The 23,071-nt window shown below is 71.8% G+C and carries 18 protein-coding genes; 6 read left to right on the top strand and 12 right to left on the bottom strand.

Translation table 11 applies throughout. From position 1 onward, the window contains the following. Positions 1–6: 6 nt before the first annotated feature. Both ALLO2_RS04940 and ALLO2_RS04935 read right to left on the bottom strand, forming a co-directional pair. On the bottom strand, positions 7–732 hold the full coding sequence (locus ALLO2_RS04940) for a DUF4230 domain-containing protein (RefSeq protein WP_035730014.1): 726 nt from the start codon (positions 730–732) through the stop codon (positions 7–9). A gap of 46 nt (positions 733–778) precedes the next feature. Then, positions 779–2,707, bottom strand: coding sequence for a PP2C family protein-serine/threonine phosphatase (locus ALLO2_RS04935; RefSeq protein WP_023840461.1), 1,929 nt, complete (start codon positions 2,705–2,707; stop codon positions 779–781). 607 nt (positions 2,708–3,314) lie between these two features. Here ALLO2_RS04935 and ALLO2_RS04930 point away from each other — a divergent pair. Then, complete coding sequence (locus ALLO2_RS04930) at positions 3,315–4,484, top strand: ABC transporter ATP-binding protein (RefSeq protein ID WP_051874889.1); 1,170 nt, start codon at positions 3,315–3,317, stop codon at positions 4,482–4,484. Next, complete coding sequence (locus ALLO2_RS04925) at positions 4,481–5,266, top strand: ABC transporter permease subunit (RefSeq protein ID WP_011435620.1); 786 nt, start codon at positions 4,481–4,483, stop codon at positions 5,264–5,266. Before ALLO2_RS04930 ends, ALLO2_RS04925 begins: the two co-directional genes overlap by 4 nt. Before the next feature lie 38 nt (positions 5,267–5,304). Here ALLO2_RS04925 and mdoC read toward each other — a convergent pair whose 3' ends face one another. Both mdoC and ALLO2_RS04915 read right to left on the bottom strand, forming a co-directional pair. Then, a complete protein-coding gene (gene mdoC, locus ALLO2_RS04920; protein ID WP_011435619.1) occupies positions 5,305–6,570 on the bottom strand; it encodes a glucans biosynthesis protein MdoC in 1,266 nt (421 codons plus the stop codon). Between the two features lie 149 nt (positions 6,571–6,719). Then, entirely contained in the window at positions 6,720–7,517 is a 798-nt protein-coding gene (locus tag ALLO2_RS04915) for an aldo/keto reductase (RefSeq protein ID WP_084588357.1), read from the bottom strand. Between the two features lie 228 nt (positions 7,518–7,745). Between ALLO2_RS04915 and ALLO2_RS04910 the strand changes: the two genes are divergently transcribed. Together ALLO2_RS04910 and ALLO2_RS04905 are read left to right on the top strand one after the other, a co-directional pair. Next, complete coding sequence (locus tag ALLO2_RS04910; RefSeq protein ID WP_011435617.1) at positions 7,746–8,024, top strand: DUF1778 domain-containing protein; 279 nt, start codon at positions 7,746–7,748, stop codon at positions 8,022–8,024. Positions 8,025–8,148: 124 nt separating this feature from the next. Then, positions 8,149–8,616, top strand: coding sequence for a GNAT family N-acetyltransferase (locus ALLO2_RS04905; RefSeq protein WP_051874900.1), 468 nt, complete (start codon positions 8,149–8,151; stop codon positions 8,614–8,616). 70 nt (positions 8,617–8,686) lie between these two features. On the opposite strand, the gene ALLO2_RS04900 is transcribed toward ALLO2_RS04905, so the two are convergent. Next, positions 8,687–10,474 carry a hypothetical protein gene (locus tag ALLO2_RS04900; RefSeq protein WP_232234889.1) on the bottom strand — a complete coding sequence of 596 codons (1,788 nt, stop codon included), beginning with the start codon at positions 10,472–10,474 and terminating at the stop codon, positions 8,687–8,689. A 55-nt stretch (positions 10,475–10,529) separates the two neighbouring features. Further along, positions 10,530–11,978: a hypothetical protein gene (locus ALLO2_RS04895; RefSeq protein ID WP_011435614.1), complete on the bottom strand. Its 1,449-nt coding sequence runs from the start codon at positions 11,976–11,978 to the stop codon at positions 10,530–10,532. A gap of 180 nt (positions 11,979–12,158) precedes the next feature. Here ALLO2_RS04895 and ALLO2_RS04890 point away from each other — a divergent pair, with 180 nt between their 5' ends. Beyond that, positions 12,159–13,976 carry a glycosyltransferase family 4 protein gene (locus ALLO2_RS04890; RefSeq protein WP_011435613.1) on the top strand — a complete coding sequence of 606 codons (1,818 nt, stop codon included), beginning with the start codon at positions 12,159–12,161 and terminating at the stop codon, positions 13,974–13,976. A 123-nt stretch (positions 13,977–14,099) separates the two neighbouring features. Here ALLO2_RS04890 and ALLO2_RS04885 read toward each other — a convergent pair whose 3' ends face one another. From ALLO2_RS04885 to ALLO2_RS04875, 3 genes are all read right to left on the bottom strand, one after another. Next, on the bottom strand, positions 14,100–14,699 hold the full coding sequence (locus ALLO2_RS04885) for a RyR domain-containing protein (protein ID WP_232234888.1): 600 nt from the start codon (positions 14,697–14,699) through the stop codon (positions 14,100–14,102). A 100-nt stretch (positions 14,700–14,799) separates the two neighbouring features. Further along, positions 14,800–18,768, bottom strand: a complete 3,969-nt coding sequence (locus tag ALLO2_RS04880) for a DUF3367 domain-containing protein (RefSeq protein WP_035730011.1) — start codon at positions 18,766–18,768, stop codon at positions 14,800–14,802. Between the two features lie 185 nt (positions 18,769–18,953). Then, complete coding sequence (locus ALLO2_RS04875; RefSeq protein ID WP_232234887.1) at positions 18,954–19,901, bottom strand: dolichyl-phosphate beta-glucosyltransferase; 948 nt, start codon at positions 19,899–19,901, stop codon at positions 18,954–18,956. Positions 19,902–20,633: 732 nt separating this feature from the next. On the opposite strand from ALLO2_RS04875, the gene ALLO2_RS04870 reads away from it, so the two are divergent. Further along, on the top strand, positions 20,634–21,119 hold the full coding sequence (locus ALLO2_RS04870; RefSeq protein WP_023840457.1) for a hypothetical protein: 486 nt from the start codon (positions 20,634–20,636) through the stop codon (positions 21,117–21,119). On the opposite strand, the gene ALLO2_RS04865 is transcribed toward ALLO2_RS04870, so the two are convergent. Genes ALLO2_RS04865 through ALLO2_RS04855 form a run of 3 tightly spaced genes read right to left on the bottom strand, consistent with a single transcriptional unit; the run spans position 21,062 to position 23,062 of the window. Next, a complete protein-coding gene (locus ALLO2_RS04865) occupies positions 21,062–21,550 on the bottom strand; it encodes a ribose-5-phosphate isomerase (RefSeq protein WP_011435608.1) in 489 nt (162 codons plus the stop codon). The genes ALLO2_RS04870 and ALLO2_RS04865 overlap by 58 nt on opposite strands. 19 nt (positions 21,551–21,569) lie before the next feature. After that, complete coding sequence (locus tag ALLO2_RS26915; protein ID WP_023840456.1) at positions 21,570–21,758, bottom strand: hypothetical protein; 189 nt, start codon at positions 21,756–21,758, stop codon at positions 21,570–21,572. A gap of 56 nt (positions 21,759–21,814) precedes the next feature. Next, positions 21,815–23,062, bottom strand: a complete 1,248-nt coding sequence (locus ALLO2_RS04855) for an AI-2E family transporter (RefSeq protein WP_011435607.1) — start codon at positions 23,060–23,062, stop codon at positions 21,815–21,817. Between the last annotated feature and the right edge of the window lie 9 nt (positions 23,063–23,071).

Below are 23,071 nucleotides of genomic sequence, written 5' to 3'. Positions count from 1 at the left end.
GTTCGCCTAGCGGCGGTCGGCTGCGTAGGTCACCCTGACGTCGGTAAAGCCCAGCGCGCCGAGTAGACCGCGCAGCATGGCGGNGGNGTTCTTCCTGCCCAGCTCGAGCACCTGACCGTCCGTCTTCGCCGCGTCGGTCATCCGCGCCGACGCGGTCCGGTAGAGCTCCTGGTCGGTGCCGACCCCACCGAACAACCCGCCGACGCGGTTCAGCGCGCCGCGCTGGCGGGCCACCACGTAGCTGTGGTCGAGATCCAGCTCGGGCCTGGACAGCGTCGGGTTCGGCAACTCGATGGTGACCGCACGACGGTCCGGGGAGACGGTGACCGCGTCCTTGCCGAGCGCACCAAAATTGATCACCGAGTCGACGGTACCGACCCCGACGAACAGGGTGCGCTCGCCGCGCAGCGCATCAGGGATCCACTTGCTGTCCTTCTCGAGGTCGACCACCACCTCGAAGTGGGCGCTGGCGGCGTGATAGTCGCTCAGCTCTTCCAGGGAACGCAGCACCGCCGGGGAACTGCGGTCGACCGTCCTCTCCTCGAACAGGTTCGGCAGGCTCGGCCGCCATCCCGCCACCAGGGCGATGCCGGCGAGGACGAGCACGACGACGGCGACGACGGCGACGACGGCGATCAACCGCAGTGGGCTGAGCCGGGACGACGGAGACCGCAAAGATCGCGGAGACCGGGTCGAGCGGGTGGGCCGGTCCAGGCCGGACTCGTCGTTCATGGGCGTCTTCTACCCGAAATGGCCGGCAACCACGCCGATGTCGCCGCTATGACTCTCCGGGCGCGATCGTGGAGCCACGCTGGGCGGTACGGGCGAGGATGATCGCCGTACGGTCGTCGCCCTGCCGTCCGGGCGCGTACCGGCGAACCGCGTCGAAGGCGTCGTCGAGCAGCGCCACCGGCGTGCGCGTGGGATCGCGCAGGATCTCGGCGATCAGCCGGTGCAGCCCGAACTGCCGCCCGGCCTCGTCACGTGCCTCCACCAGTCCGTCGGTGTAGGCGAAGAGCACGTCGCCCGGTTCGAGCCGCAGCGTCTGGATTCCCCACGCCCCGGGCTCCGCGAGCAGGCTCGACATCAACGGGCCCGTCGGAGGCAGCCGAACGACCTGCGCCGTTCCCAGCCGGGAACCGACGATGGAACCGGCTCCCGGCACCCGACCGGACCCGGGGCCGGCACCGTTCGCCCCATCCCCCGGCCCGCAGGCCGATCCGACGGCCTGCGCGGATCCGACGGCCTGCGCGGATCCAACAGCAGCCGCCATGACGGATCCGCCCGCCCCGTCACCGGGGCCGCATCCCGGCCGGGCGGGATCGCGGGGTCCGACCAGGTGAGCGGTCGGAGCGGGTACCTGGGGTGAGGATGCCTCGTCGGGAAGCACCGCGTCCGCAGGTACCTTGCCTGTGGGCAGCTCACCCACCCACACCTCGCCCACGGGCGACTCGCCCGCCGACGCCATGTTCCCGGGGTTCCCGGGCACCGCCCGGCGCAGCAGGAGCGCGTCGGGATGACCGGCGTTGACGTAGTACAGGTCCCCGGTCCGCGGGTCGACGACGGCAATGATCGCGGTCGCGAACATCTCCTCGATCTCGCCGAGGTTGTCCACCGTCCACTCCAGGGCCCGACCGGGATCGATCTCCGTCGACAGAGCCGCGTCGAGCAGTTGCTTGAGCCGCAACGCGAAGACCCCGGCCGCGGCTCCATGACCGGAGACGTCACCGACCACGACGGCGACCCGCCCGTCGGGCAGCTCGAAGGCGTCGTACCAGTCCCCGGCAAGTTCGCCCTCGGCCGGATCGACCCGGCCGTGCAGGACCAGGCCGCGGGCCCGCAGGAGCGAGGGCGTGAGCGCGTCCCGCAGTGCGATCACGGCGGGTCCCTGCTGGGCCAGGGCCTCCCACGACCGCTCGTTCTGGCGGACGAGCCGCACCAGCTGGGCGCGCATCGTCTCGACGTCGGCGGCCAGCTCCACGATCTCCTTGGGGCCGACGGAGGGGATCCGGGTGTCGTAGCGACCGGCGGCCACCGCGTTGACGGATCGCTGCAACGCTCCGATCGGGCGGAGCAGCCATCGCCGCGAGATGATCATAATGGTCAGCAGGAAGCCGAGGATGACAAACATCGCGCTGGCCAGCGAGCTCAGCAGCAGCACGGAGGCACTCTCCACCCGCCCGGACGCCTCGACCTGCTCACGGTCGATCGCCGCGGCGAGCTCCGCGACCTCGCGGCGCAGCAGGTCGAAGTCCTGGCGCGCTTTGGTGCGCACGATATCCTGGGCGGTGGCGGTGTCTCCTCTCGCCATCGCGACCAGTTCCGGCCGGACAACCTCGCGACGCCAGTCCCGGTACGCCTGGCCGACTTCCCCGTGCTGTGCGCGCAGCGCAGGGAAGTCGGCCAGCAATGCGTCCAGCCGTGCCGTCAGGACCGGGATGGACCTGGCGGACTCGTTGTAGGGGACCAGGAAACCCCGGTCCCGGGTGATGATGTAGCCACGCAGAGCATTCTCCTGGTCGACAAAGTCGGCCAGGAGCATCGCGGTGGTGGTCGCAGCCGGGTCCAGATGCCTGCTCCGCTCCGTCGCGGCATGACGTGACCGCAGGGCGGAGACCACGGCCAACACCAGCATCACGATGATCGAGATGCTGGCGAGCAGCGTCAGCACCCGGATGCCACGCCGAAGGCCAGCCGTCTCACCCATGTGAAGATTGTCGTCCAGCCGTCGGGCGCCGGTTGTGTCGGGTGACGTGTGGGGTCCCCCGGGGGGCTCGTACGACAGCTACCCCATCTCGCGGCTGGAACGATGAGCGCCGCACTGACTGTGCCGCGCCGGATGATCGCAAACCTCGGCGACGACGCGGACCTGCCCTGGCCCCGGACTTTCGCCAATGATCGTTTGATGACATGTCGGAAATGAGCGAAAATGACGATACGTCGTCACTCTTTCGGACGAGGCGGAAACCTCCGGGTTCCCACGGCACCGAGCGCTCCGGAGTGCCGGGAGCTGGAACGGTGCCCGTGGTCCGCTCGTTAGGCCTGCTGAGCTCGGCGGATCCCGAGCCGGGGACTGGCCCGGCCGCTGCGGTGCCCGGTGCCGACGGCGCCCAGTGCGTACCGCCGGTCGGCGCGGGAGTTCGGTCAGCCTCCGTGCTGGTGCCGACCCCGCCAGCGGCCGCGCATGTGGTCGACCACGACGGCCTCCGCGGGCACGACTCCCATAGAGCACGGTGGATGACGGAGTCACGGTGGAGGGTAACGGATCGACCGATCTCGGGAGTTGAACGCATGATCTGGGAGGCTGTCAGACGATGACTTCGGGTTCGGTCACCGAACCGACGCACGCATCGAACGTGGCTGGTCGCCCCCGCGGCGCGGCGCGGCCCCCGCGGCTGGCCGGGCGATCGCCCGAGGGCCCGACCGAGGCGGCAATCTGGACCCACGGGCTCGGCAAGCGGTACGGCGACCGGGTGGCGGTGGACCATCTCGACCTCCAGGTGCCGCGCGGGACGCTGTCCGGTTTCGTCGGCCCGAACGGGGCCGGGAAGTCCAGCACGCTGCGCATGCTGCTGGGGTTGATCCGCCCCACGGCGGGCCAGGGGTACGTGCTGGGCGCGTCGATCTCCCATCCGGCCCGCTACCTGGGCCGGGTCGGGGCGATGATCGAGGGCCCGACGTTCCATCCCGGGCTGTCCGGCCGGCGCAATCTGGACCAGCTCGCCCTGCTGCGTGGGATCGGCGGGCGGCGCCGCGCCGATCGCGCGCGGCGGGNCGGGGNAGTCCTCGCACAGGTGGGCCTGACCGAGCGAGCCGACGACCGGTTCACCGCCTACTCCCTCGGGATGAAGCAGCGCCTGGGCATCGCCGCCGCTCTGCTGCCCGATCCCAGCCTGCTCATCCTGGACGAGCCGACGAACGGCCTCGACCCGGCGGGCATCCGGGAGATCCGCGCGCTGCTGGGTCAGCTGGCCAGCAGCGGCATGACGGTCTTCATGTCGAGCCATCTACTGACCGAGGTCGAGCAGATCTGCGATCATCTGGTGATGATCAATGGCGGGCGGNTGCTGTTCCAGGGGCACGTCACCGACCTGCTCTCCGCCGAGGATCCCCGGATCCTCATGGTGCCCGAGCGGGACGACGACGCCCGCCGCCTGGCCGGGCTCCTCGGTGAGACCGGCCTTCGGGTCGAGATCGACCTCTGCCCCGGGCCGTCGTGCGACGCGGGAGTCGGCGAACGCCATCCGGTGGTGACCGCCCACGCCCGCGAGGGAGTGGCCGCGGACCTCAACCGACTGGCGATGCGCGCCGGCATCACCCTGCGCTCGCTGCGCACCCATCGGCCGAACCTGGAGGAGACCTTCCTGCGCGTCACCGGCGAAATCGACGGCGACCTCGTCCGTTTCGGTCGCNCCCCGGACGGCAGTGTGCCCGCCGTGGGAGCCGGGCTCGACCCGGCCCAGAGCCGTGGAGGTGCCACATGATCACGGCTTTCCGCGCCGAATGGGTGCCGCTGTTGCGGACCCGGTTCCTGCTCGGGACGCTGGGGGCGGTCATCGCCTCGGCCCTGCTCGGCACCGTTCTGACCTTCGTCTCGGTGGGGCACAACGACTTCGATGGCGACCCCGTCACGGCCAGCGGGCTGTCCGCCGCGAACGGCGTCGCGCAGGGGGTGCAGGCGGTCAGCATCCTGCTCGGCGTGGTGGCCCTGTCCGTCGTCGCCGCGTCGCTCGCAGGCGACCATGCGCACGGGGCCCTGCGCAACCAGCTCGTCGCCCAGCCGCACCGGCTCCGGCTTCTCGCCGGCAAACTGCTGGCTCTGGCGGCGTTCGTGGTCCTCGTCATCGCCGTGGCGACCGTGGTTTCGGTCGCCCTGTCCTTCGCGCTCGCGCCGCTGAAGGGGGTGTCGACGGCCGCCTGGAGCAGCGCGGCGGGGCTGGCCGAACTGAGCAAGAGCTTTGTCAACCTGTGCGCCGGATCGCTCGGCTACGCCGCGCTCGGCGCCCTGGCCGCGATCGTCTTCCGCGCGCCTGCCGCGGCGATCGCGGTCGCGGTCGCCTACGCGCTGCCGGTGGAGATGCTGGTCACGCGCATCTACGGTCCCGCCCGGGCCTGGCTGCCGGTGCAGCTGATGGAGGCGATCGCCACCGGTGGCTTCGCCGTCGCCACGCCCTACGCCGACGCGCTGCTGCGCGGGCTGGTCTACTGCACCGCGATGGTGCTGGTCGCCGTCGTCCTCTTCTGGCGCCGGGACATGACCTCATAAGGAAACGTTATAAGGGAGCGTTATAAAGGAAGGTTGCGTCAGGGAGCCCAGCGCAGGTGCTGGGTCCGTTCCGGGTCGAGCTGTTCGGCCCGGGGAAGCCAGCGCAGCGGCTGGGTCAGCTCGGAGTCCGCCGTGCCGGCCGCTGTGGTCAGGGGCCCGGCCGCGGGCCGGCCGGTGCCGCGGCGGCCGTCGACCGGGAATTTCCCGTTGAAGATCTTGCGGAGGAAGGGTGACCGCAAGATGACGAAATGGTGGATGGCCAGGGTCACGCCGAAGGTGAGGGCGGTGACCAGGAGCATCTGCGGCCAGCGGAGGCTCGGGTCCAGCGAGAGCAGCGTCGCGATGGCGTAGATCCAGAAATAGTGGAAGAGGTAGACCGTGTAGGAGGCGTCGGAGAGGTAGCGGACGGCGGGCCGCGGACCGGGGACGAGCCGGCTGGCAAGGGCGAAGAGCGTGGCGGTGATCGCGATGGTGAAGAGGGTCCTGCTGAGCACCAGACCGGTGGATGAGGTCAGCACTCCACCCCAGTCCTGATTGGCCGCCAGCAGCAGGACGCCGGCCACGGCGAGCAGGATCGGCGCGGGCCGCTGAAAGGACGGCAGGATTCGCCGCCGATCCAGGTAGAGGAGCACGCCGAGGAGGAAGAACGGCAGGAAGTCCAGCGTCTCCTCGACCGGGAGGTCGAGGGGATCGGAACCGATGACGGGAGTCACCGCGGCCCGGTACCCGCCGCGGATGAGGATGGTGGTCACGATGACGAGTGAGATGATCGTGGCCATGACGCGCAGCCGACCGGTGGTGGCCCGCCGGTAGAGGGAGCTGGCCACAAGGCGGGATATGACGCTCACGGCCGCCGGGGTGCACAGCGCGTAGGCGAGCAGCACCATGAGGAACCACAGCTGCAGAGGCCAGCGCAGCTCGCCCACCGGCTCGGGGACGATGTTTCCACGCAGGAAGTCCAGGAACGAGACGTCCGGGTTGTGGAAGTTGTAGCTCAACCAGAGCGCGGTGGGATTGAACAGGACCAGGGTGCACAGGAATGGGATTCCCACGCTGGCGAGCCTGCGATGCACGGTGCGCGACGGCCCATACTTCCCGACGAGCATCGCGGAGAGGAACCCGGAGATCAGGAAGAAGTCCGCCATCCGGAAGAGGCCGGAGGCGTAGGCGATCCCGTGGAAGAACGGGTCGTCACCGAGCGTCGAGGCATGCACGAAGACGCCGCCCAGCATGAAGACGGCGCGCAACGCGTCCAGGTGGTGGTAGTGCCCGCCCGGAGCGGACGGCGCCGCCTTTCGCCCCACGATTCCTCCACCAAGGCTGCCGGACCGCTCCGAGCCCCTACGGGCGACGCCCTCCGGTGAAGACGTGGCAGGCTTACATCGTACGTATCATGAATGATACGAAACGAGAGGATTGCCCCGAGCTCCCAGGGACCCCGAACTCCCGGAGCTCAGTGCCCGAACACGTCGGAGTCGAGGGCGTCCGCCTCCCCCGCGGCGCCCCGGTCCAGTCCGGAGATCGCGGCAATCTCCTCAGCGGAAAGCGTGAAGTCGAAGACGTCGATGTTCTCTGCCATGCGCCTGGGGCTGGCCGACTTCGGCACCACCACGATGCCCAGCTCGATGTGCCAGCGCAGGGCGACCTGCGCGGGGGTGCGCTCGTGCGCGGCGGCGATCCGCGTGATCACGGGTTCGTCGAGCAGCCCGGTGCCGGCGCCCAGCGGGCTCCACGCCTCCGTCACGATCCCCTGCTCCGCGTGGTAGGCGCGGATCGCGGACCGGCCGAGTCGGGGATCGAGCTGGATCTGGTTCACGTCCGGCGCGACACCGGTCTGGGCCAGCAGCCGGTCGAGGTGGGTCGTCTTGAAGTTCGACNCCCCGATCGCGCGCACCTGGCCGTCCTTCAACAGCTCGACGAGCCCCTTCCAGGCCTCGACGTACCGATCCCGCCACGGGTTCGGCCAGTGGATGAGGAGCAGATCGAGGTAGTCCAGCCCCATCCGGCGGGTACTCTCCACGGCGGCCCTGCGCACGCCGCGGACGCTGTGCGAGCGTTTGTTGAACTTCGTGGTGACGAACAGCTCCTCGCGGGGCACGCCGGCGGCGCGTAGTCCGGCGCCCACTCCCTTCTCGTTGCCGTAGTTGTGCGCGGTGTCAATCAATCGGTAGCCCAGCCCGAGCGCCTGTTCCACCACCCCCTGGACCTCCCGGTCGTTCAGCGGCCAGGTTCCGAGCCCGAGCCTGGGCATCCGGGCACCGTGCGCGAGCGGGACGGTGGGGACAGGCGAAAGCACCACGGGCGTAGGACCTCTCTGGTACGAAGATCTGGTACGAAGAGATGCCGGGCACCCGACCGGATCCGCGCTCCGGCCGGCCTTCGAGTATCCGGGCGACACGGCCGCGATGGATGTGGTACCCACGTCGGCGAGCGAGACCCGGGGAAACGGGTCCGAAGACCCGGAGGGCAGACTGCCAGCATGAGCACCGCCAGGGACGACAGACTCGCGGTACGGCTACCCGAGGATGAAGCCGAGATCATCCGCTCGGCCGCGGAGGGTGAGGGCCTGTCCCTTGAGGACTTCGCCGCCGAGGCCATGAAGCGATACGCGCGAGAGGTTCTCGCCGACCGCCGCCTGTTCCGCGTCCCGGATGCCGACTGGAGCAAGCTCGAGGCGCTGCTCGACGCGCCGCCGCCGGACTCCCCCCGGCTGCGCCGGCTCCTCGACGAGGAACCGGGCTCGGAGCAGCAGGAGTAGCCGGAGTACCCCGCCACCTCTGCCCGCCTCCCGATCGGCCGACCAGTCGACCGGCGATCCCGACGCGGTCCGACGCGGCCCCAAGAAAGGATCCTACGCAGNGCCCCTCGCCAAGCCCGCGGCCCTGTCCGAGGGCCCGGACCGGCTCACCTTCAACAGCGGTGACGACCTGCTCGACGGCTGGCTGCGCCACCACGCCCTCGAACACCAGCAGGACCGGACGACAAACACGTTCGTGATCGTCGACGGTACCCGGATCGCCGGCTACTACTGCCTGGCCACCGCGGCCCTGGAACGGATCCCCGGTTCACGCCGGTGGTCGCGCCGGTCCACCGAACCCGTTCCGGCGATGTTCGTGGGGCGGCTCGCGGTCGATGTCCGGTACCAGGGCCGCGGGCTCGGCGCCCAACTCGTGCGGGACGCCGTGATGCGGTCGCTGACCGTCCATCGCATGGTCGGAGTGCCGCTCCTGCTCGCCCACGCGATACGGCAACCCGGCCGGGCGTTCTACCGCCATCTCGGCTTCCTCGGCACCCACGTCGNCCCCTACCTGCTCGCGCTGCCGCTACACGCCGCCGCCGGCGGGGGCTAAGCATCGCCGGCCGCCGCAGGCCCCGCCGAACGCCGCTGGCCCCCGCTGGCCCCCGCTGGCCGCCCGTCACCTACCCGTCACCGAGCAGCACATCCAGGTTGACGCGCAGCAACCACTGATCGAGCTTGAACGGGGGGTACGGCCAGGGCAGGCCGTCGAGCAGCAGCTGGTTCACCGGGAGCCACAGGCTGCGACGGCGGGCGTCGACCGCGCCGCGGCGCACCCCGACATACCGGGTCGCGGGGCCCCGCAGCCTGCTCAGCCCCACGTCGATCGGCCGGTCGGTGCGGAAGGTCATCCGCGTGCCGCGCCCCGCCGGCCGCACGACCTGCACCAGGCCGTCGAGCCCGGCGAGCAGCACCGCGCCGGTGGCCGGATCGAGGGTGATGCTGCGCACCAGCCCACCCCGGTCGGTGCCCGCGACCAGGTAGTCGGGGCGGTTGGCGATGCCCCAGGTGTCGACCGGCCAGTTGCCCGTGGCGGGGGCCCGGGTCACCAGGCCGCGCTCCCCATCGATCTTCGGGTAGACGGCGAGGGTCTCCGCCCGCAGCCCGTCGGCCTTGGTGCGGGCCACATACAGGGTGCCGTCCGCGCCGAACACGGCCGACTCCATCCGGGANCCGTCCTGAACGGCGCGCACCGCCGTGCTCTTCGGGCTGATGGTGCCCCGCGACGCCGAGTAGGAGAACTCCTGCACGGGGAAGGGCTGGGCCCGGAAGTCCAGCCCGCGCACGTCGCTGATCAGCACGAACCGTTCGTCATCGGGTTCGCTGGTGGGATCGGCGACGACCTCCCGNGGGTTCACGACCAGTTCGAGGCCCAGCGGGCGGACCTGCGGGTACTGCCAGTGCGCCCGCACCCGGCCGGCAAGGTCGACGACGAGCAGGGCGCCGTTGTCGGTGCCGCCGACCCCGGTCCCCAGGTACTGGGCGATGACCAGGTGCCCGCTGCGGGGCAGCCGGGCGATCGAGGACGGCCCGCGCGGTGAGCGCGGCTCCAGCGGCGCGAGCACCGGGAAGGCCAGCGCCGCCACGTGCGGCGGGGCGGTCCCGGCGAGCTGGGCCGCCGTCCTGGACGCCGTCCGGTCGTAGGCCCACCGTCCGCCCGGGGAATCCCGCCGGAGCTGACCGATGCTCGGCAACTCGCCATCGATGGAGGTGTTCCAGCCGAAGAAGGGCATCAGCGAGACGAAGACCACCCGCTCGGTGCCGTNCGGACCGGGCACGACGATCACGTCCGAGATGTCCCCGCCGCCCACACCATGGTAGTTCGGGTCGGCCCGGGGCAGGCTTGTCCGGCCCTTCGTTGAGGGGATCACCAGGCGGGTGAACCGTTCGGCGGCCGGCTCGAAGATCTCTATCTCCATGCCCGTGCCGGTCAGTTTCGCCTGGTCGTCGGTGAACGGAGTCGTCGCGAGGAAGACGGTGCCGTCCGCGGCGACCGCGGACAGAAAGGCGGCCTGACCGGGGCCGAAGCCCCAGCCCGGCACCCCGGCAATCTCGATGGCCGACCGGTCGTCGAGGTTTCCGAAGGTGCCGGGTGCGCCGTAAATGGTCAGCAGATTCCCGGGCAGGCCCGCCACCGCCCCGGCCGGCATCGACGGCCCCACGGTGACCCCGCCGACTGGTGCCGAGGGTCGGCTCAGCGGCAGGTCACCGGAGGATGTCGGACCCGAGGACGAGGAGAGCAGGCGCGCGGCGACGAGGGCACCGGCGGATGTCGCGCCGAGGCCCACGGCCGTCGCAAGCAGGCGGCGGCGAGTGACGGCGAGCGGCGAACGCACCGACCCCGACGACCCGGGAGAAACGGGAGAACCGGGCTCACCGCCGTCCGCGTTCGGACGGGTCTGGGCTGGCATCAGCGGTGGCCTCTCCGCGCGGGGTGGGCTGGGACTCGTCGGGCAGAGGAGCTCCTCACACCCGGGCCGGGACCCCCTCGCCGGGTTGGGGGTTGGGTAGCCCCATATCCCCCGCCGGCCGCCGGTGCGTCTCGGCGACCCGCGCCACCCGGCGGTCGGCGTGATGCAGCTGGACCACGAGCAGGCCGACCGCGAGTGCGGTCACCGACTCGGCGGCGAGCGCGGCGGTGGCCGTGGCCATCGATCCGCCGCCGGCCGAGACAAGCGCCCCAGCCGTCGCCACCGTGGCGACGGCGAGCACGCCGACGACCCGGCGCACCCCGGCGCCGAGCAGGTACGTGGTGAACATCAGGGTGACGGCCAGCAGGGTCATGCTCAGCGCGAGCACCGACAGCGCGGAGGCGGCGGCGGTGAGATGCGCCCCGAAGACGAGTCCGATCAACCACTTCGCCGCGAACAGACCGAGCCCGGCAAGGAAGAGCCCGGGAGCGACGACGAAGACCAGCGCCACGACCAACGTGCCCCCGGCGGGGCGTCCCTCCTTGCGCCGTCGTGCCGCCTCGGGCAGCAGGAAGTTCGCGACCGCCAGCCCGATGAAGACCGGTACCTTGCAGGCCGTCGAGATCGCCGCGTAGCCGCCGACCCCGGAGGAGCCCAGCCAGCCGACGATGACGACGTCCATGTTCTGCAGCAGGGCGAGGGGGATCAGCGCGCCGAGGGCGACGGTGGTGTCGGCAATGACGCTCTGCCGGGCGCTGGCGCGTGGCGCCGGGATCGGCAGCGGAATCGGCCCGGTGGCCGGCGGTGTGCCGTCGTCAGGCAGCACGGGCGCCCCGCGCTGGGACACGGGCGCCCCGCGCTGGGACGCGGGCGGGCGCGGCAGCCGCGGGGTGCGCGTGACGGCCCACCGGGCGTGCTCGGCGCCGACGACGACGCCGAGCACGATGCCCAGGCCCGCGCCGTTCACCCCGAGCCCGCCCAGCACGAGCACGATCACCAGGCCGATCCGGACGAAGCCCTCGACCACGAAGTTGACGGCGAGACGCGGATAGGCCCCCCTGGCCTGCAGCAGGCCGCGTTCGACGCACAGCAGCGTCCACAGCGCGGCACCGATGGTCGCCTCGGCGATCGCGAGCGGATGCGGATAGGACATCAGCGCGGCCACCGGCCGGCACAGCACCACCGCGACGATCGCGGAGATCGCGATGCCGACGCCGCAGGCGCCCCGCAGCCGCCGGATCCAGGACCACTGCTCGCGCCGGGTGCCCCCCGGGCCGGACGTCTCGTGCTGCACCACGGCGATCAGCAGCGCGTTACCCGCGACCGAGAGGATCAGGAAGATGCTGACCTGCACCGACACGGCGCCGTAGGAGTCCGGGTCCAGCGACCGGGCGACGATCAGGTTCATCAGCAGGTTGCACCCGTTGACGAGCATGCCGGCGACGGCCAGTGCTGCCGGACCGGCCAGCAGGCCCGTCACAGCCTCACGCGAGGGCTTCGCCATCAGTCTCCCCACCGGGAACGGGACACGTCGAAATCACCCACNGCGGAACACCGGCCATGGTAGGTGGTCGACGATTTTCCGACATCGGTAGGTTGCAGGCGAACCTTGCAGACGAACATGGTAAGCCCTGGCGAGCGGAACGAAATGGAAGGAATGCCACCGGTGACGGGAAGTCCCAGCGTGACGCCCCCGGGAGGATCGACACACCTCGGAGGGTCCCGGGAGCGCCGGTACCTGCCCACCCTCGCCGGCCGGCACGTGGTGTTCCTCAACTGGCGGGACCGGGAGCATCCGCAGGCCGGCGGGGCGGAGTTGTTCTGCCAGTCGATCGCCGAGCGGTTCGCCGCGGCCGGTGCCCGGGTCACCCTGCTGACCTCGCGGGCCACGGAAGGTGAACGCCCTGGTCCGCCCGTCGCCGAGTCCGTTGGCGGCGTCGAGGTGCGCCGCGGGGGCGGTACCTTCGGCGTCTATCCATCGGTGCTCGCCCGGCTGGCCAGCCTGGGCCGGGCCGGGCACCGCGTCGACGCCGTCGTCGACTGCCAGAACGGGATCCCGTTCTTCAGCCCCCTGGTGCTGCCGGCGAGCACCCCCGTCGTGCAGGTGCTCCACCACGTTCATCAGAAACAGTTTCCGTTGTACTTCCCCGGGCCGGTCGCCCGGGTGGGGCAACTGCTGGAGGCGCCGGGCAGCCGGTGGGTCTACCGGCGCCGGCCGGTGGTGGTCGTCTCCCCCTCGACCCGCGCCGAGGCCCGTGACATCCTCGGCCTGCCCGGCCCGCGCTTCCTGGTCCCCAACGGGGTGACCACCTCGGCCGCCGGGGCCGCCGGGGCCGCCGGGGCCACTACGTTCACGGGCCCGGCTGGCGGTGGGCCCGCAGGCTCGGATGGCGGCCCCGCGACGGCACCCACCATCGTGTGCGTCGGCCGGCTCGTGCCGCACAAGCGGCTCCACCTGCTCCTCGACGCGCTGCCCGCGCTGGTCGGGGCGCATCCCGGGCTCACCGTCCACATCGTCGGCGACGGCCCGGACCGCGAACGGCTGACCGCCCGCGCGGTCGCCCTCGGGCTGACCACTACCGGTGCGGTGACCACTACCGACCCGGGGGCGGCTCCGGGCTCGGGAGGCACGACCGACCGGGACGGTGACGCCGTGCGCTGGCACGGCTACACCGATGCCGCCACCCGCGACCGGCTGCTTTCCTCGGCCTGGCTGACAGTCAACCCCTCGCATGGTGAGGGCTGGGGGCTGTCGGTCCTGGAGGCCGCTGCCCTCGGGGTGCCCGCGGTGGCGTTCCGGGTCCCGGGGCTGCGCGACGCGGTCCGGGACGGGACTACGGGATGGCTGGTCGACGAGGGCGAGCCGCTGGAGAAGACCCTCGACGCGGCGCTAAGGCTACTGGCCGAGCCGCCCGCGGCGGCCGAGCTGCGCGCGGCGGCCCGCGCCTGGGCGGCCGGGTTCACCTGGGACGCCAGCGCCGAACTGCTGGCCCGGGTGGTCACCGCCGAGATCGACCGACTGGCCGACCCGGCGGCGAAGCGGGCCGAAGCAGGAGAACAAGGCCGCGCGCCGCAGCGGGGTCGGGGACCGGATCGGGGCCTGGAGCGCCGGCGCCGGGACGATGACCTCACGCACGCCCGTTTCACCCTGCCGGTCGGCACCTCCCGCCCGGCGTTGCGCCGCACGGACCTGGTGTACCGGCCGGATCCGACCGGCCCGGAGATGATCGCGCTCCTCTACGGCGCCGGCCCCGCCGCCGCACGCACCGCCCTGACCCGGGCCGGAGTCGGGGTCGGCGCGCTCGCCGACCTGCGGCTACGCCCGGCGACCGGCGAGGACCTGCTGTTCGCGGCCAGCCGTGACCTGGCGGCATCTCCCCCGGATCCGGGTCCCGGTCCGATCCCGACCGACAACCGGGGCGATCAGGCGAAGGCCGGAGCGCGACGAGCAGCCTCGAACATGCTTTCCACGGAGCTAGCGGGAAAACCAGGTGACCGTTGATCGGGACGGTACCCAGGGGGCTGACACGAAAATAAGGTGACCGGTGCGCTCAGGCTGCGGAGGTCTTCGGGGTCATCGGCGGACAGCGGCAATGCGCCGACGATCGTCGCGGCCGTCAGCCGCTCACCGGATAGCCGCCTCGGCCGCGGGTCGCCGGGTGATGCACAGATCGGCCCGGGCCAGAACGGCCGGCATGTTCCGGATCGCGTCGCGGTCCCGATCACGGTCCTCTTCGGTCAGCTCCTCCCAGTCCACCATCGACGGGTGACGCTTGTCCGGGCCGAGGTCCTCGCGCACCGGACCGTAGGAGTAACCCTGCCGCTCCTTGTGCTGCCGCCACCGGTCGTGCTCGGCCCGGGCGAGCTCCTCGACCTCGGCGGCGGACAGCGAAAACGGATCGACAGCCGGATCGACGTCCTGCTCGGCCGGTGTGCACACCCAGCCACGGTTACGCAGCACCGTCTCGTAATGAACCGCCTGATCACGGTTGGCTTCCCGCAGCGCCTCGGAGAGCTCCGCCCAGGGCCGCAGTCCGGGCCTCGATCCGGCCGCGTGCCGTTTACCGAGCTCATGCTCCAGATAGCGGTCGTGGATCGCCCGCGCCAGCTGCTCCACCAACTCCCCGTCGCCCAGGACCGACGGCGTGCCGCCGACGCCGCCATCCCCGCCCACCGCATCGGCCCAGGCCGGGCGCGAGGCCCCGATCGGCCGTAGAGCATCCACGCGGACTCCACGCACGGCACGCCTGGCTGTGATCATGACCGGATGTCTCCCTCAGGAACAGACGGTGGACGACGTCCGAACAATCGGCGCCACGAAAACGCTAACCGAGTCCCTTGCTGTCGGTATAGGGATTGCGAGTCCTATGCCCGACATCGGACCCGGCTCGGGCGCCGAAGTGGGCGCCGGCGCCCGAGCCGGCGGGACGGTCCCAGGCCCGCCCGGCCAACGCGGCCAGCACCGCCGCCAAGGCCAAGGCGCCGAACACCTGGACCAGCGGCCCGAACGCCCCCTGCCCGGATCCGGGCTGGCTGCCGGGCTGCGCCGCCACCCCGATTCCCGCGCCAATCATGGCGACCGCGGCGCAGCGGCCCCCCGCCGCGGGCCAGCGCCGACCGACCAGGACGAACACCGGTACGGCCAGCGCCACCGGGCCCGCCACCAGCGCCACCGCCAGCATGGCGAGCACCGTCCACCCCACACCGGCCACCGGCGGGGACACCGTCGCCCNGCCCAGCCNGCCCAGCCGGCGCGGCCTCAGCAGCGCCGGATAGCCGTTCTCGTCGGATCGTGGCCGTAGCCGGAACCGGGCGGGCAGCACGGCGAGCACGACCAGCACCACGACCAGCAACAGCCCCACCACGAGGTTGCGGCGGTATTCCGCACCGGGCGCGTTGTCGATGACGATCGTGCCGCCGGTGCCGGCCGGGACGATCCAGCCCTGCTGCCAGCCGTCGAGGCGCAGCGGGGTCAACGCCACGCCGTTCAGCTTCGCCGTCCACGAGGAGTTGGCGTTCTCCCGGACGGCGAGGAAGGCGCGGTCACCGGCGCCGATCTGGACCGTCCGGTGCTCCGCTGTCCACTCGTGCACCGTCGTCGCCCGCGGCGTGGCCGCGCTCACCTGGGCGCCCGATCCGACCAGCGCGATCGCGTCGACGAGGATGGAGGTCGCTCCCTGGTCGACGCCGAGCAGGTGCGGCCCCGCCGAGAGCCGCAGCGTGCCGCCGTCGGTGCACAGCGACACCCGCACCGGCCGCACCGAGGTGACGTCGCTGTCCCGGCCGGAGATCCGCAGGGGGTAACGGGTCCCGTCGACGACCAGGGTGGGGCCCTGGCCGCAGTCGACCAGCAACGGAGTGTCACCCGCTGGGGGTGTCCCCCGCGGCGGGGGGATGAAGCTCGCCGAGCCGCTCATCGTGAAGGTCATGTCCCGGGGCACCTCGAAGCGCCGGGACAGCGCCAGCTCCTCCGAGCCGCCGAACGGCTGCGCCGGGTCGACCCGCTCCCGGGCCATCGAGAAGGCGACCAGCCCCCCGTCCGGCGCGGCGAAGCGCCGGGCCACGTCGGTGGGGAGCTGCGCGTAGTGGCGGAAGGTGACCCCGGGGATGGTGATCTCCCGAATACCGGCGCCGAGGGTGTCGTCGGTCTCCTGGCCGACCCGCGCGAACGTGATGCGGTACCAGCGGCTCGGCCCCGCTGGGACGGCGAGGCGCTGGATGTCCTCCACCGGACGCNCCTCGGTGACCNCCGAGCCCGCCTCGCTGGACACCCGCAGCGCCTCGACGGCCGGCCGCCACGAACCCTCGGACAGCAGCCGCACGTCGAGGTAGGGCACGGTCATCCGCCGGCCGGCATCGAGCTGGATCCACTGCCCGGCCGACGTCGTGCCCTTCGTGCGCTGTGCCGTCCACGCGGTCGCGGCGAAGCCGTCGACGGCCGCCGGTGGCGCGAGGTCCGGCGCGGCGAGTAGGTCGTAGCCGTAGGAGGACGCGGTGACGGACATGCCGCCGACGTAGCCCGCGACCGTCTGGTGGCCGGCGACGTCGGCCTCGGCCCACTGGTGGGGCTCCCCCGTCTTGCCGACCGCGGTGCCGGTGGGCCCGAGGAGGTACGAAGCGGCGTCGTGGACGAGTCCGAAGGTGCTGTCGCGCCGGGTCAGGGTGTCCGTGTCGACCCAGGCGGTCGTCGGGCCGATCACCTCCCCCGGCGCAACCTTGATCGCCGCCGGGCTCGTCGAAGACGCCACGGCGGCGGACGGATCGGTGCGATCCGCGGCGAGGTCCGCGGCGAGCACGGCGGCCCGGTCGCTGCTCAGCAGGCCCTGCCCGGCGAGCTGCACCGTCGCCTCGGGGCCGCCGGAGACGACGACGGCGGTGTCCGCCGGGTAGGAGCCGACAAGCTTCGCGCCGCCCGGGACGGTCCAGACCTCCAGCGCGGGTNCCCGCGCGGTCGGGTTACGCAGCTCCGGGACGAGCCTCTCCTTCGCCGAGGCGCGCGCCGGCACCTGCGGGCCGAACGCGGCGGTCAGGGTGAGACCGGAGGAACGCAACGCCCGGTGGAGCTCGTCGGTGGACGGGGGGACGTCCCAGTTCTTCTGTTCCAGGTCGTTGCGGAGCAGGATCTGGCCGATCCCGGCCCGGGCCAGCGCCGGGGCGAGGCCCGCGGCGGACCCGGTGGCGAGCTGGTGCTCGATGCCGTCCATCAGCCGGGTCACGCCCGTGCCACCGAGCGGGATCAGGCCGCGGACCCCCCACGGCGTGCGGGCCAGCCACTGCAGCGGCTCGTCGAGCGGCCGGCCCCACTCGTACTCGGCGAACGGCGAGCCGGGCAGCACCAGTGCCCGGCCGTCCTGGGGATGGGCGGCCAGCCAGTCCGCGGCGGCCACCCAGTAGTCGGGCACCCGGGCGAACGGCCGGGGCTGCAGCGCCCTGCCGGCGAGCGCTGGCGTCATGCCGCAGACCAGCGCGGCCACGGTCAGCACGACGGGGACGTTCACCGCGACGGTCACGATCATGTCCGCGGTCCTGCCGTGCCGGCGGGAAGCCCCGCGGGTCGTCCATCTCCGCACACGGGCGGTGAGACTGACAGGTCGGACCGTCAGGGCGTGCGCGATCCCCAGGGCTATCGGCAGGCGCACCACCGGCTGGAACTTGTAGACGTTGCGCAGAAAGCCCAGCTGGTCACCGAGCAGGTCCCGCACCACGCCCGCCAGCGGGCTGCCCGGATGCCCCGGATAGGCCGCAGCCACCGAGACCGTGCCGGCGGCCAACGTCACCAGCAGGAACCGGCGGGCGGGCAGATCGGCCCGGGACAGCCCCCACAGCCCGATCGCCGCCACGGCTGCCGATCCGATGATAGGCACCGGCCGGGACACGTACTCGGTGGCGGCCGGCAGCCAGGGCCTGGGTAACTGGACATACGCCAGCCAGTCCGTCGCGCCGCGCAGGGCTTCCGCCACCGACGTCGTCGCCGTGGTCGTCTGGGCGGTCTCGGTGAACGCGAGGAAGTTCAGCCCGTAGCGGCCCTGCACCATCAGCGCCAGCAGCCACCAGGCCGAGGCGAGGATGACGGCGACGACCCACCAGGCCCGCAGCGCCCAGGCCCGGCGGGTGCCGCCGGCGAACACAAGGACCGCCGCCGGACAGAGCAGGACGCACAGCGTGACCGTCGCGTTGATTCCGCCGGTGCCCAGGATGGCGAGTCCGGACAGGGCAGCCGCCCGTCGCGGGGACAGCCGCCGGCCCGGGTCCAGGGCGGGATCGTCAGCGGCATCGACATCATCGACGGCCGTGGTACTGGTGGTGGCGGCCGTACCGGTGTCGGCGCCGAAGGCGCCGTCCGGACGCAGCGCGAGGATGAGCGGCAGGGTGATCCACGGGAGCATGGCGGCGCCCGCGAGCGCCACGGAAGTCGCCCCGATCTTGCCGAGGAACATCGGGGACAGGGTGTAGGCGAGTCCGGCCAGCACCCGGGTGCGCGGTACGCCGAGCCGCAGGGCCTCGGCCAGCCGCACGACCCCCCAGGCGGAGACGGTGAGGAGCAGCGCGATCCACAGCCGCTGGGTGACCCAGGCGGGTATCCCGAGCAGGTCACCGGCACCGAAGAACGGTCCCATCGGGAACAGGTAGCCGACGTACTGGTTGGGCAGGTAGCCGAACTCGGCGAGGGAGTTCCACAGGTGGGTGGCCCGCCCCATGAAGCCCCACGGGTCAAGGGGGACGTCCAGCTTGGTGTCGGCGGTCAGGTTGCCGGGGGCCTGGAGCAGAAAGAGCACCATAAAGCCGGCGGCCATGCCGAACAGGGGCCGCCGTGACGTCCGCGTGTCGCGGCGACGCGGCGACGCGGCGACGGCCGGGGCTGCGACGGCCGGGGCGGGTGACGGCGCGCCGAGGCCCTGCGCCGTCGTGGGGGTGCCGGCGGCGGGGGAAGGGATCGCTTACTCCAAAGGATAAGGATGGGGTCCGGTTCGCCGGACCTTCATACAGCCTTCCGAGGCAGCGGAGTCACACCACCCAGGTCCGCGGGCAGGCGCAGGGGCTTCTCGACGCCCCCCACGGCCGCCGTGAGGACGGCGGGCGGCGGCCCGGCGGTCACCGGTTCCGCGGGGGCCGGGACGCTCACGGCAGAAGGCGGGACTCGGACCTGCGCGGCGGGGGACGCCCCGTCGCCCGGACGAACCGGCGCTGCCGCGGCGGCGGGCGACTGCACCGTGGGACGCGTCACTACGAGGCCGGGAGCGGAGCGGTTCAGGTACCGCCGGGCGCGCATCACGTCGACGAGCATCGCGGGGGTGTGCCGGGTCACCCGGAACGTGCCACCGGGTATCTCCGCCCATCGGACCGGGACCTCGGCGATCCGGTAGCCGATCGACCGGGCGATCGAGAGCACCTCCACGTCGAAGCCAAATCCGGAGGAGCGCGCAAGGCTGAACAGCAGCTTGGCCTCGGGGCCGCGGAAAGCCTTGAACCCGCATTGGGTGTCGGCGACGTCCAGGCTGGTCAGGGACCGGGTGATCTGGTTGAAGGCCCAGCTGCCGNCCCGCCGGCCACTGCTGCGGACCGCACCCGCCCCAACCCGGCGCGATCCGAGCGCCACTTCGGCGTGCTCCAGCGCGGCGAGGAGCAGAGGAAGATCATTGACGTCGGAGGCGCCGTCGGCGTCCAGGAAGGCGATCGACTCACCGTGCGCGGCCGACACCCCCATGCGGACCGCGGCGCCCTTGCCCGAGTTCCACGGCAGCCGCAGGACCCGACCACCGGGCAGATCCGCGAGCAACTCCTCGGCGATCGCAGCGGTGCCGTCCGTACTGCCGTCGTCAACCACAATCACCTCGGCACCGGGGATCCTGTGCATGACCGAGATCAGCGGGGGTAGCGAGCCGGGCAGGCGCATCGCCTCGTTGTAGGCGGGGATGACAACGCTCACAGGCACGCGGTCCAAGACTCACTCCTAGGCCGCGACGACGGAGCCGATGACTGAAGCCACCGAGGCGCAGCGGTTGGTGACGGCCGATCGAGATCAGCAAACAGTTTTAGGCGTTCTACCGAAACGCGGCAAAGTATGCATGCTAGAGTTTCCTTTTGTTTCATTTACTGGCAATGTGACACAATGGGCATCTCTTGAGTACAGGTGGACATCTATTGAGCGTACGTTGGACTATCAGACGGTCATCTGGCGATGTGTAGCATACGGATGAGGCAGAACAGCTCGGACAGGGGGTGGCCGATCCCCCGGAGCGCCTCGGATCATCCTGGATCGGACGGTCGGCCAGGTCGCGGTGCGGCGACCCGGCGCCCGCGGGCGTGCACGCTGCGGAGCAGAAAAACGCGGCAGGCGGGCCGGCGGGGGACCAACCGCCGACACCGGGTACGGATTTGCGAACCGTGGATCGGCGACGCCACGACGATTCCGGGGCCCGGCGTCGACCGGACCGGACCGGAAACGGTCGGGCTGTCGCTGTCGGGCGACCCGCCGGTAGCACCCGGGACGGTGAACTTCCGGAGACCTTCGGAAATGGAAGGATGGAGATCAACCTGTCGCGGGGGATAACCGCGCACCGGCGGATTTCCGACGTCCACCCGCGTCACGAGGCCTCCCCGAGCGGCCCGCTTCTGGGATGATCCNCCAAGGGTTCCGGCCAGGGCGGATGGAGGAGCCATGCCACGACCCGAGCGCGCAGGTCGGGCCCGGTCGCATGCGGCCGGGGCGGGCGAGGCGGACGCGCAGCTGCGCGGTCTCATCGATGCGGGTCGCAGCAAGCTGCCCCCGAGAACGGCGATGCGGGCCCGCGACGCCGCCCGGCCCACCGACGCCGACCTCGCCGAGGCCGAGCGATCGGTGGTACTGCATCGCGGATCACGCCCCGCACCGGCGACCCCGTCGACCAGCCCCACCGACCCGGTCCGCCGCGGCGGCCCCAGCAGCGCCGGAGCCGGTCGTGCCGAAGCCAGCAGCGCCGGAGCCGAGAGCGCCACGACCGACCGCCGCGGCCGGGGTGCCCGCAGGACCCGCCGACGCTCCGACCGCGGATCCGCCGGACCGCATGAGAGCGGCCCTGCCGAGACCGGGTCCTCGAAGAACAGGTCTCAGGAAGCCGACGAGGCCGACCCGGGCACCGACGGTACGTCCCCGGTCCGCTCGTAGGCCGAGAGCATCCGAAGCCGCCGCACGTGTCGTTGCTCCCCGCTGAACGGCGTGGTGAGGAAGACCTCGGCGAACGTCAGGGCCGCCGTGACGGTGTACATGCGCGCGCCGAGGCTCAGCACGTTGGCATCGTTGTGCTGGCGGGCCAGCGTCGCCGTCTGCTCGCTCCATGCCAGGGCCGCGCGCACCCCGGCGACCTTGTTCGCCGCGATGGCCTCCCCGTTGCCCGATCCCCCGATGACGATGCCCATGCTGCCCGGTTCGACAGCGGTGGCGGCGGCGGCGGCGAGGACGAACGGAGGGTAGTCATCGTCGGGGTCGTACTCGACAGGACCATGGTCGACGGGCGCGTGGCCCAGCTCCACCAGACGCTCGGCGAGCGCCTCCTTCAGGTGGAAGCCCGCATGGTCAGATCCCAGATGGACACGCATGATGTGTCATCATGCCCGATCACGTGAGGATCGGGTCCTGGTCCCAGGTCCGTTTGAGCTCGTGGAAGCCGGGGGTAGCAGCGACGAGCAGAACTCCGTCCCAGAAGACCGCTTCGGTCGCGTCCGCGGGCAAGGGTACGGACGTGGGTGTGGGTGTGGGTGTGGGTACGAACGTGGCCGCGGGGGTGTCGAGAGTTTCGGCGCTCATGTGGTCTCCTCGGTCGACGGCACCGTTCGACCGGGATCAACCCGTCGGGGTGGTGGTCACTTCCCGCTCACGGCGAGATAACCGGCGACCCTGTTCACCATGGCAGCGAACGGAACGGCGGCGATGGCACCGGGGATGCCGGCCAACACGCCACCGGCCGACAGCGCGATGACAATCGCGAGCGGATGCAACCGCACCGCCCGCCGCATGACCAGCGGCTGCAACAGGTGCCCCTCGACCTGCTGCACGGCCAACACGACACCCAGAATGATCAACGCATCCGGCACGCCATTCGAGACCAGGGTCACCAGTACCGCCGCGGCGCCGGCCACCGTCGCCCCGACAATCGGGACGAACCCGCCGAAGAACGTCAGCAGGGCCAGCGGCGCGACGAGCGGGACACCCACGCCGACCAGGCCGATGGTGATACCGATCGCGTCGACCGCCGCGACAAAGACCGTCCCACGAATGTAGCCGGTCAACGTGTTCCACGCCTCCCGACCGGCGCCACGCACCCGCTCCTCCGCTCCGTCCGGGAAGCGGGTGACGATCCAGTTCCAGATACGATCCCCGTCGTACAGGAAGAAGAAGGTCGAGAACAGGGTGACGAGCAGGCCGGTGAGCACCTCGGCGGCCACCGAGGCGCCGGAGATCACCCCGGAGACCAGGCGCCCCCGGTTGTTCGCCAGGCTCTTGCGGATGTCGTCGACCAGATTGTCGATCTGGCTCTGTGACAGGTGGAGCGGACCGTTTCTCAGATAGCCGCGGATCTGCTCGACGCCCTCGCTGACCTGATCGCTGACCGTGGGGATCTCGTTCGCTGCGTTGAAGCCCACCGCCACCCCGGCACCCACGAACACCGCGAAGAACACGAACAACGCGGTGAAGGCAGCGCCCAGCCGGTTCATACCGAGCCGCTGCAGCCGGTGCGCGAGCGGATGGATGAGAGCGGCGATGAGCAGCCCGGCGATGAGCGGAATCACCACGATCCGGACCCGTCCCACGACCATCAGCAGGATGTAGATGGCCGCGCCCGTGACGATCAGACGCCACGACCAGCCCGCCGAGACCCGCAGCGCGACCGGGATGTGATAGTCGGCCCGCCGAGCCGGGGACTCCCCCCCGCCGGCGGCCCGCGGCCCGCCTGGTGGCTCGGATGCCGCCGCCTCGGGCATCGGCGCGGTGGGCATCGGCGCGGTGGGCATCGGCGCGGTGGACGACCCACCGCCGGCCGGAACGGCTGAGGCCCGGCGAGCCCGGTGAGGGCGCCCGGGGACGCGACCGAGCCCCGCCACCCGTCTCACCGGCGGCTC

It is taken from the genome of Frankia sp. Allo2, assembly GCF_000733325.1.
Classification (GTDB): domain Bacteria; phylum Actinomycetota; class Actinomycetes; order Frankiales; family Frankiaceae; genus Frankia; species Frankia casuarinae.
Note: the sequence above shows the minus strand (reverse complement) of the source record. Positions and strands in the feature narration are given on the sequence as shown.

Bases quoted from the DNA above. Each gene is read 5' to 3' on its own strand.
- ALLO2_RS04935 (WP_023840461.1), bottom strand. From the start codon at position 2,707: ATGGGTGAGACGGCTGGCCTTCGGCGTGGCATCCGGGTGCTGACGCTG.
- ALLO2_RS04925 (WP_011435620.1), top strand. From the start codon at position 4,481: ATGATCACGGCTTTCCGCGCCGAATGGGTGCCGCTGTTGCGGACCCGG.
- ALLO2_RS04910 (WP_011435617.1), top strand. From the start codon at position 7,746: ATGAGCACCGCCAGGGACGACAGACTCGCGGTACGGCTACCCGAGGAT.
- ALLO2_RS04895 (WP_011435614.1), bottom strand. From the start codon at position 11,978: ATGGCGAAGCCCTCGCGTGAGGCTGTGACGGGCCTGCTGGCCGGTCCG.
- ALLO2_RS04870 (WP_023840457.1), top strand. From the start codon at position 20,634: ATGCCACGACCCGAGCGCGCAGGTCGGGCCCGGTCGCATGCGGCCGGG.
- ALLO2_RS04865 (WP_011435608.1), bottom strand. From the start codon at position 21,550: ATGCGTGTCCATCTGGGATCTGACCATGCGGGCTTCCACCTGAAGGAG.
- ALLO2_RS26915 (WP_023840456.1), bottom strand. From the start codon at position 21,758: ATGAGCGCCGAAACTCTCGACACCCCCGCGGCCACGTTCGTACCCACA.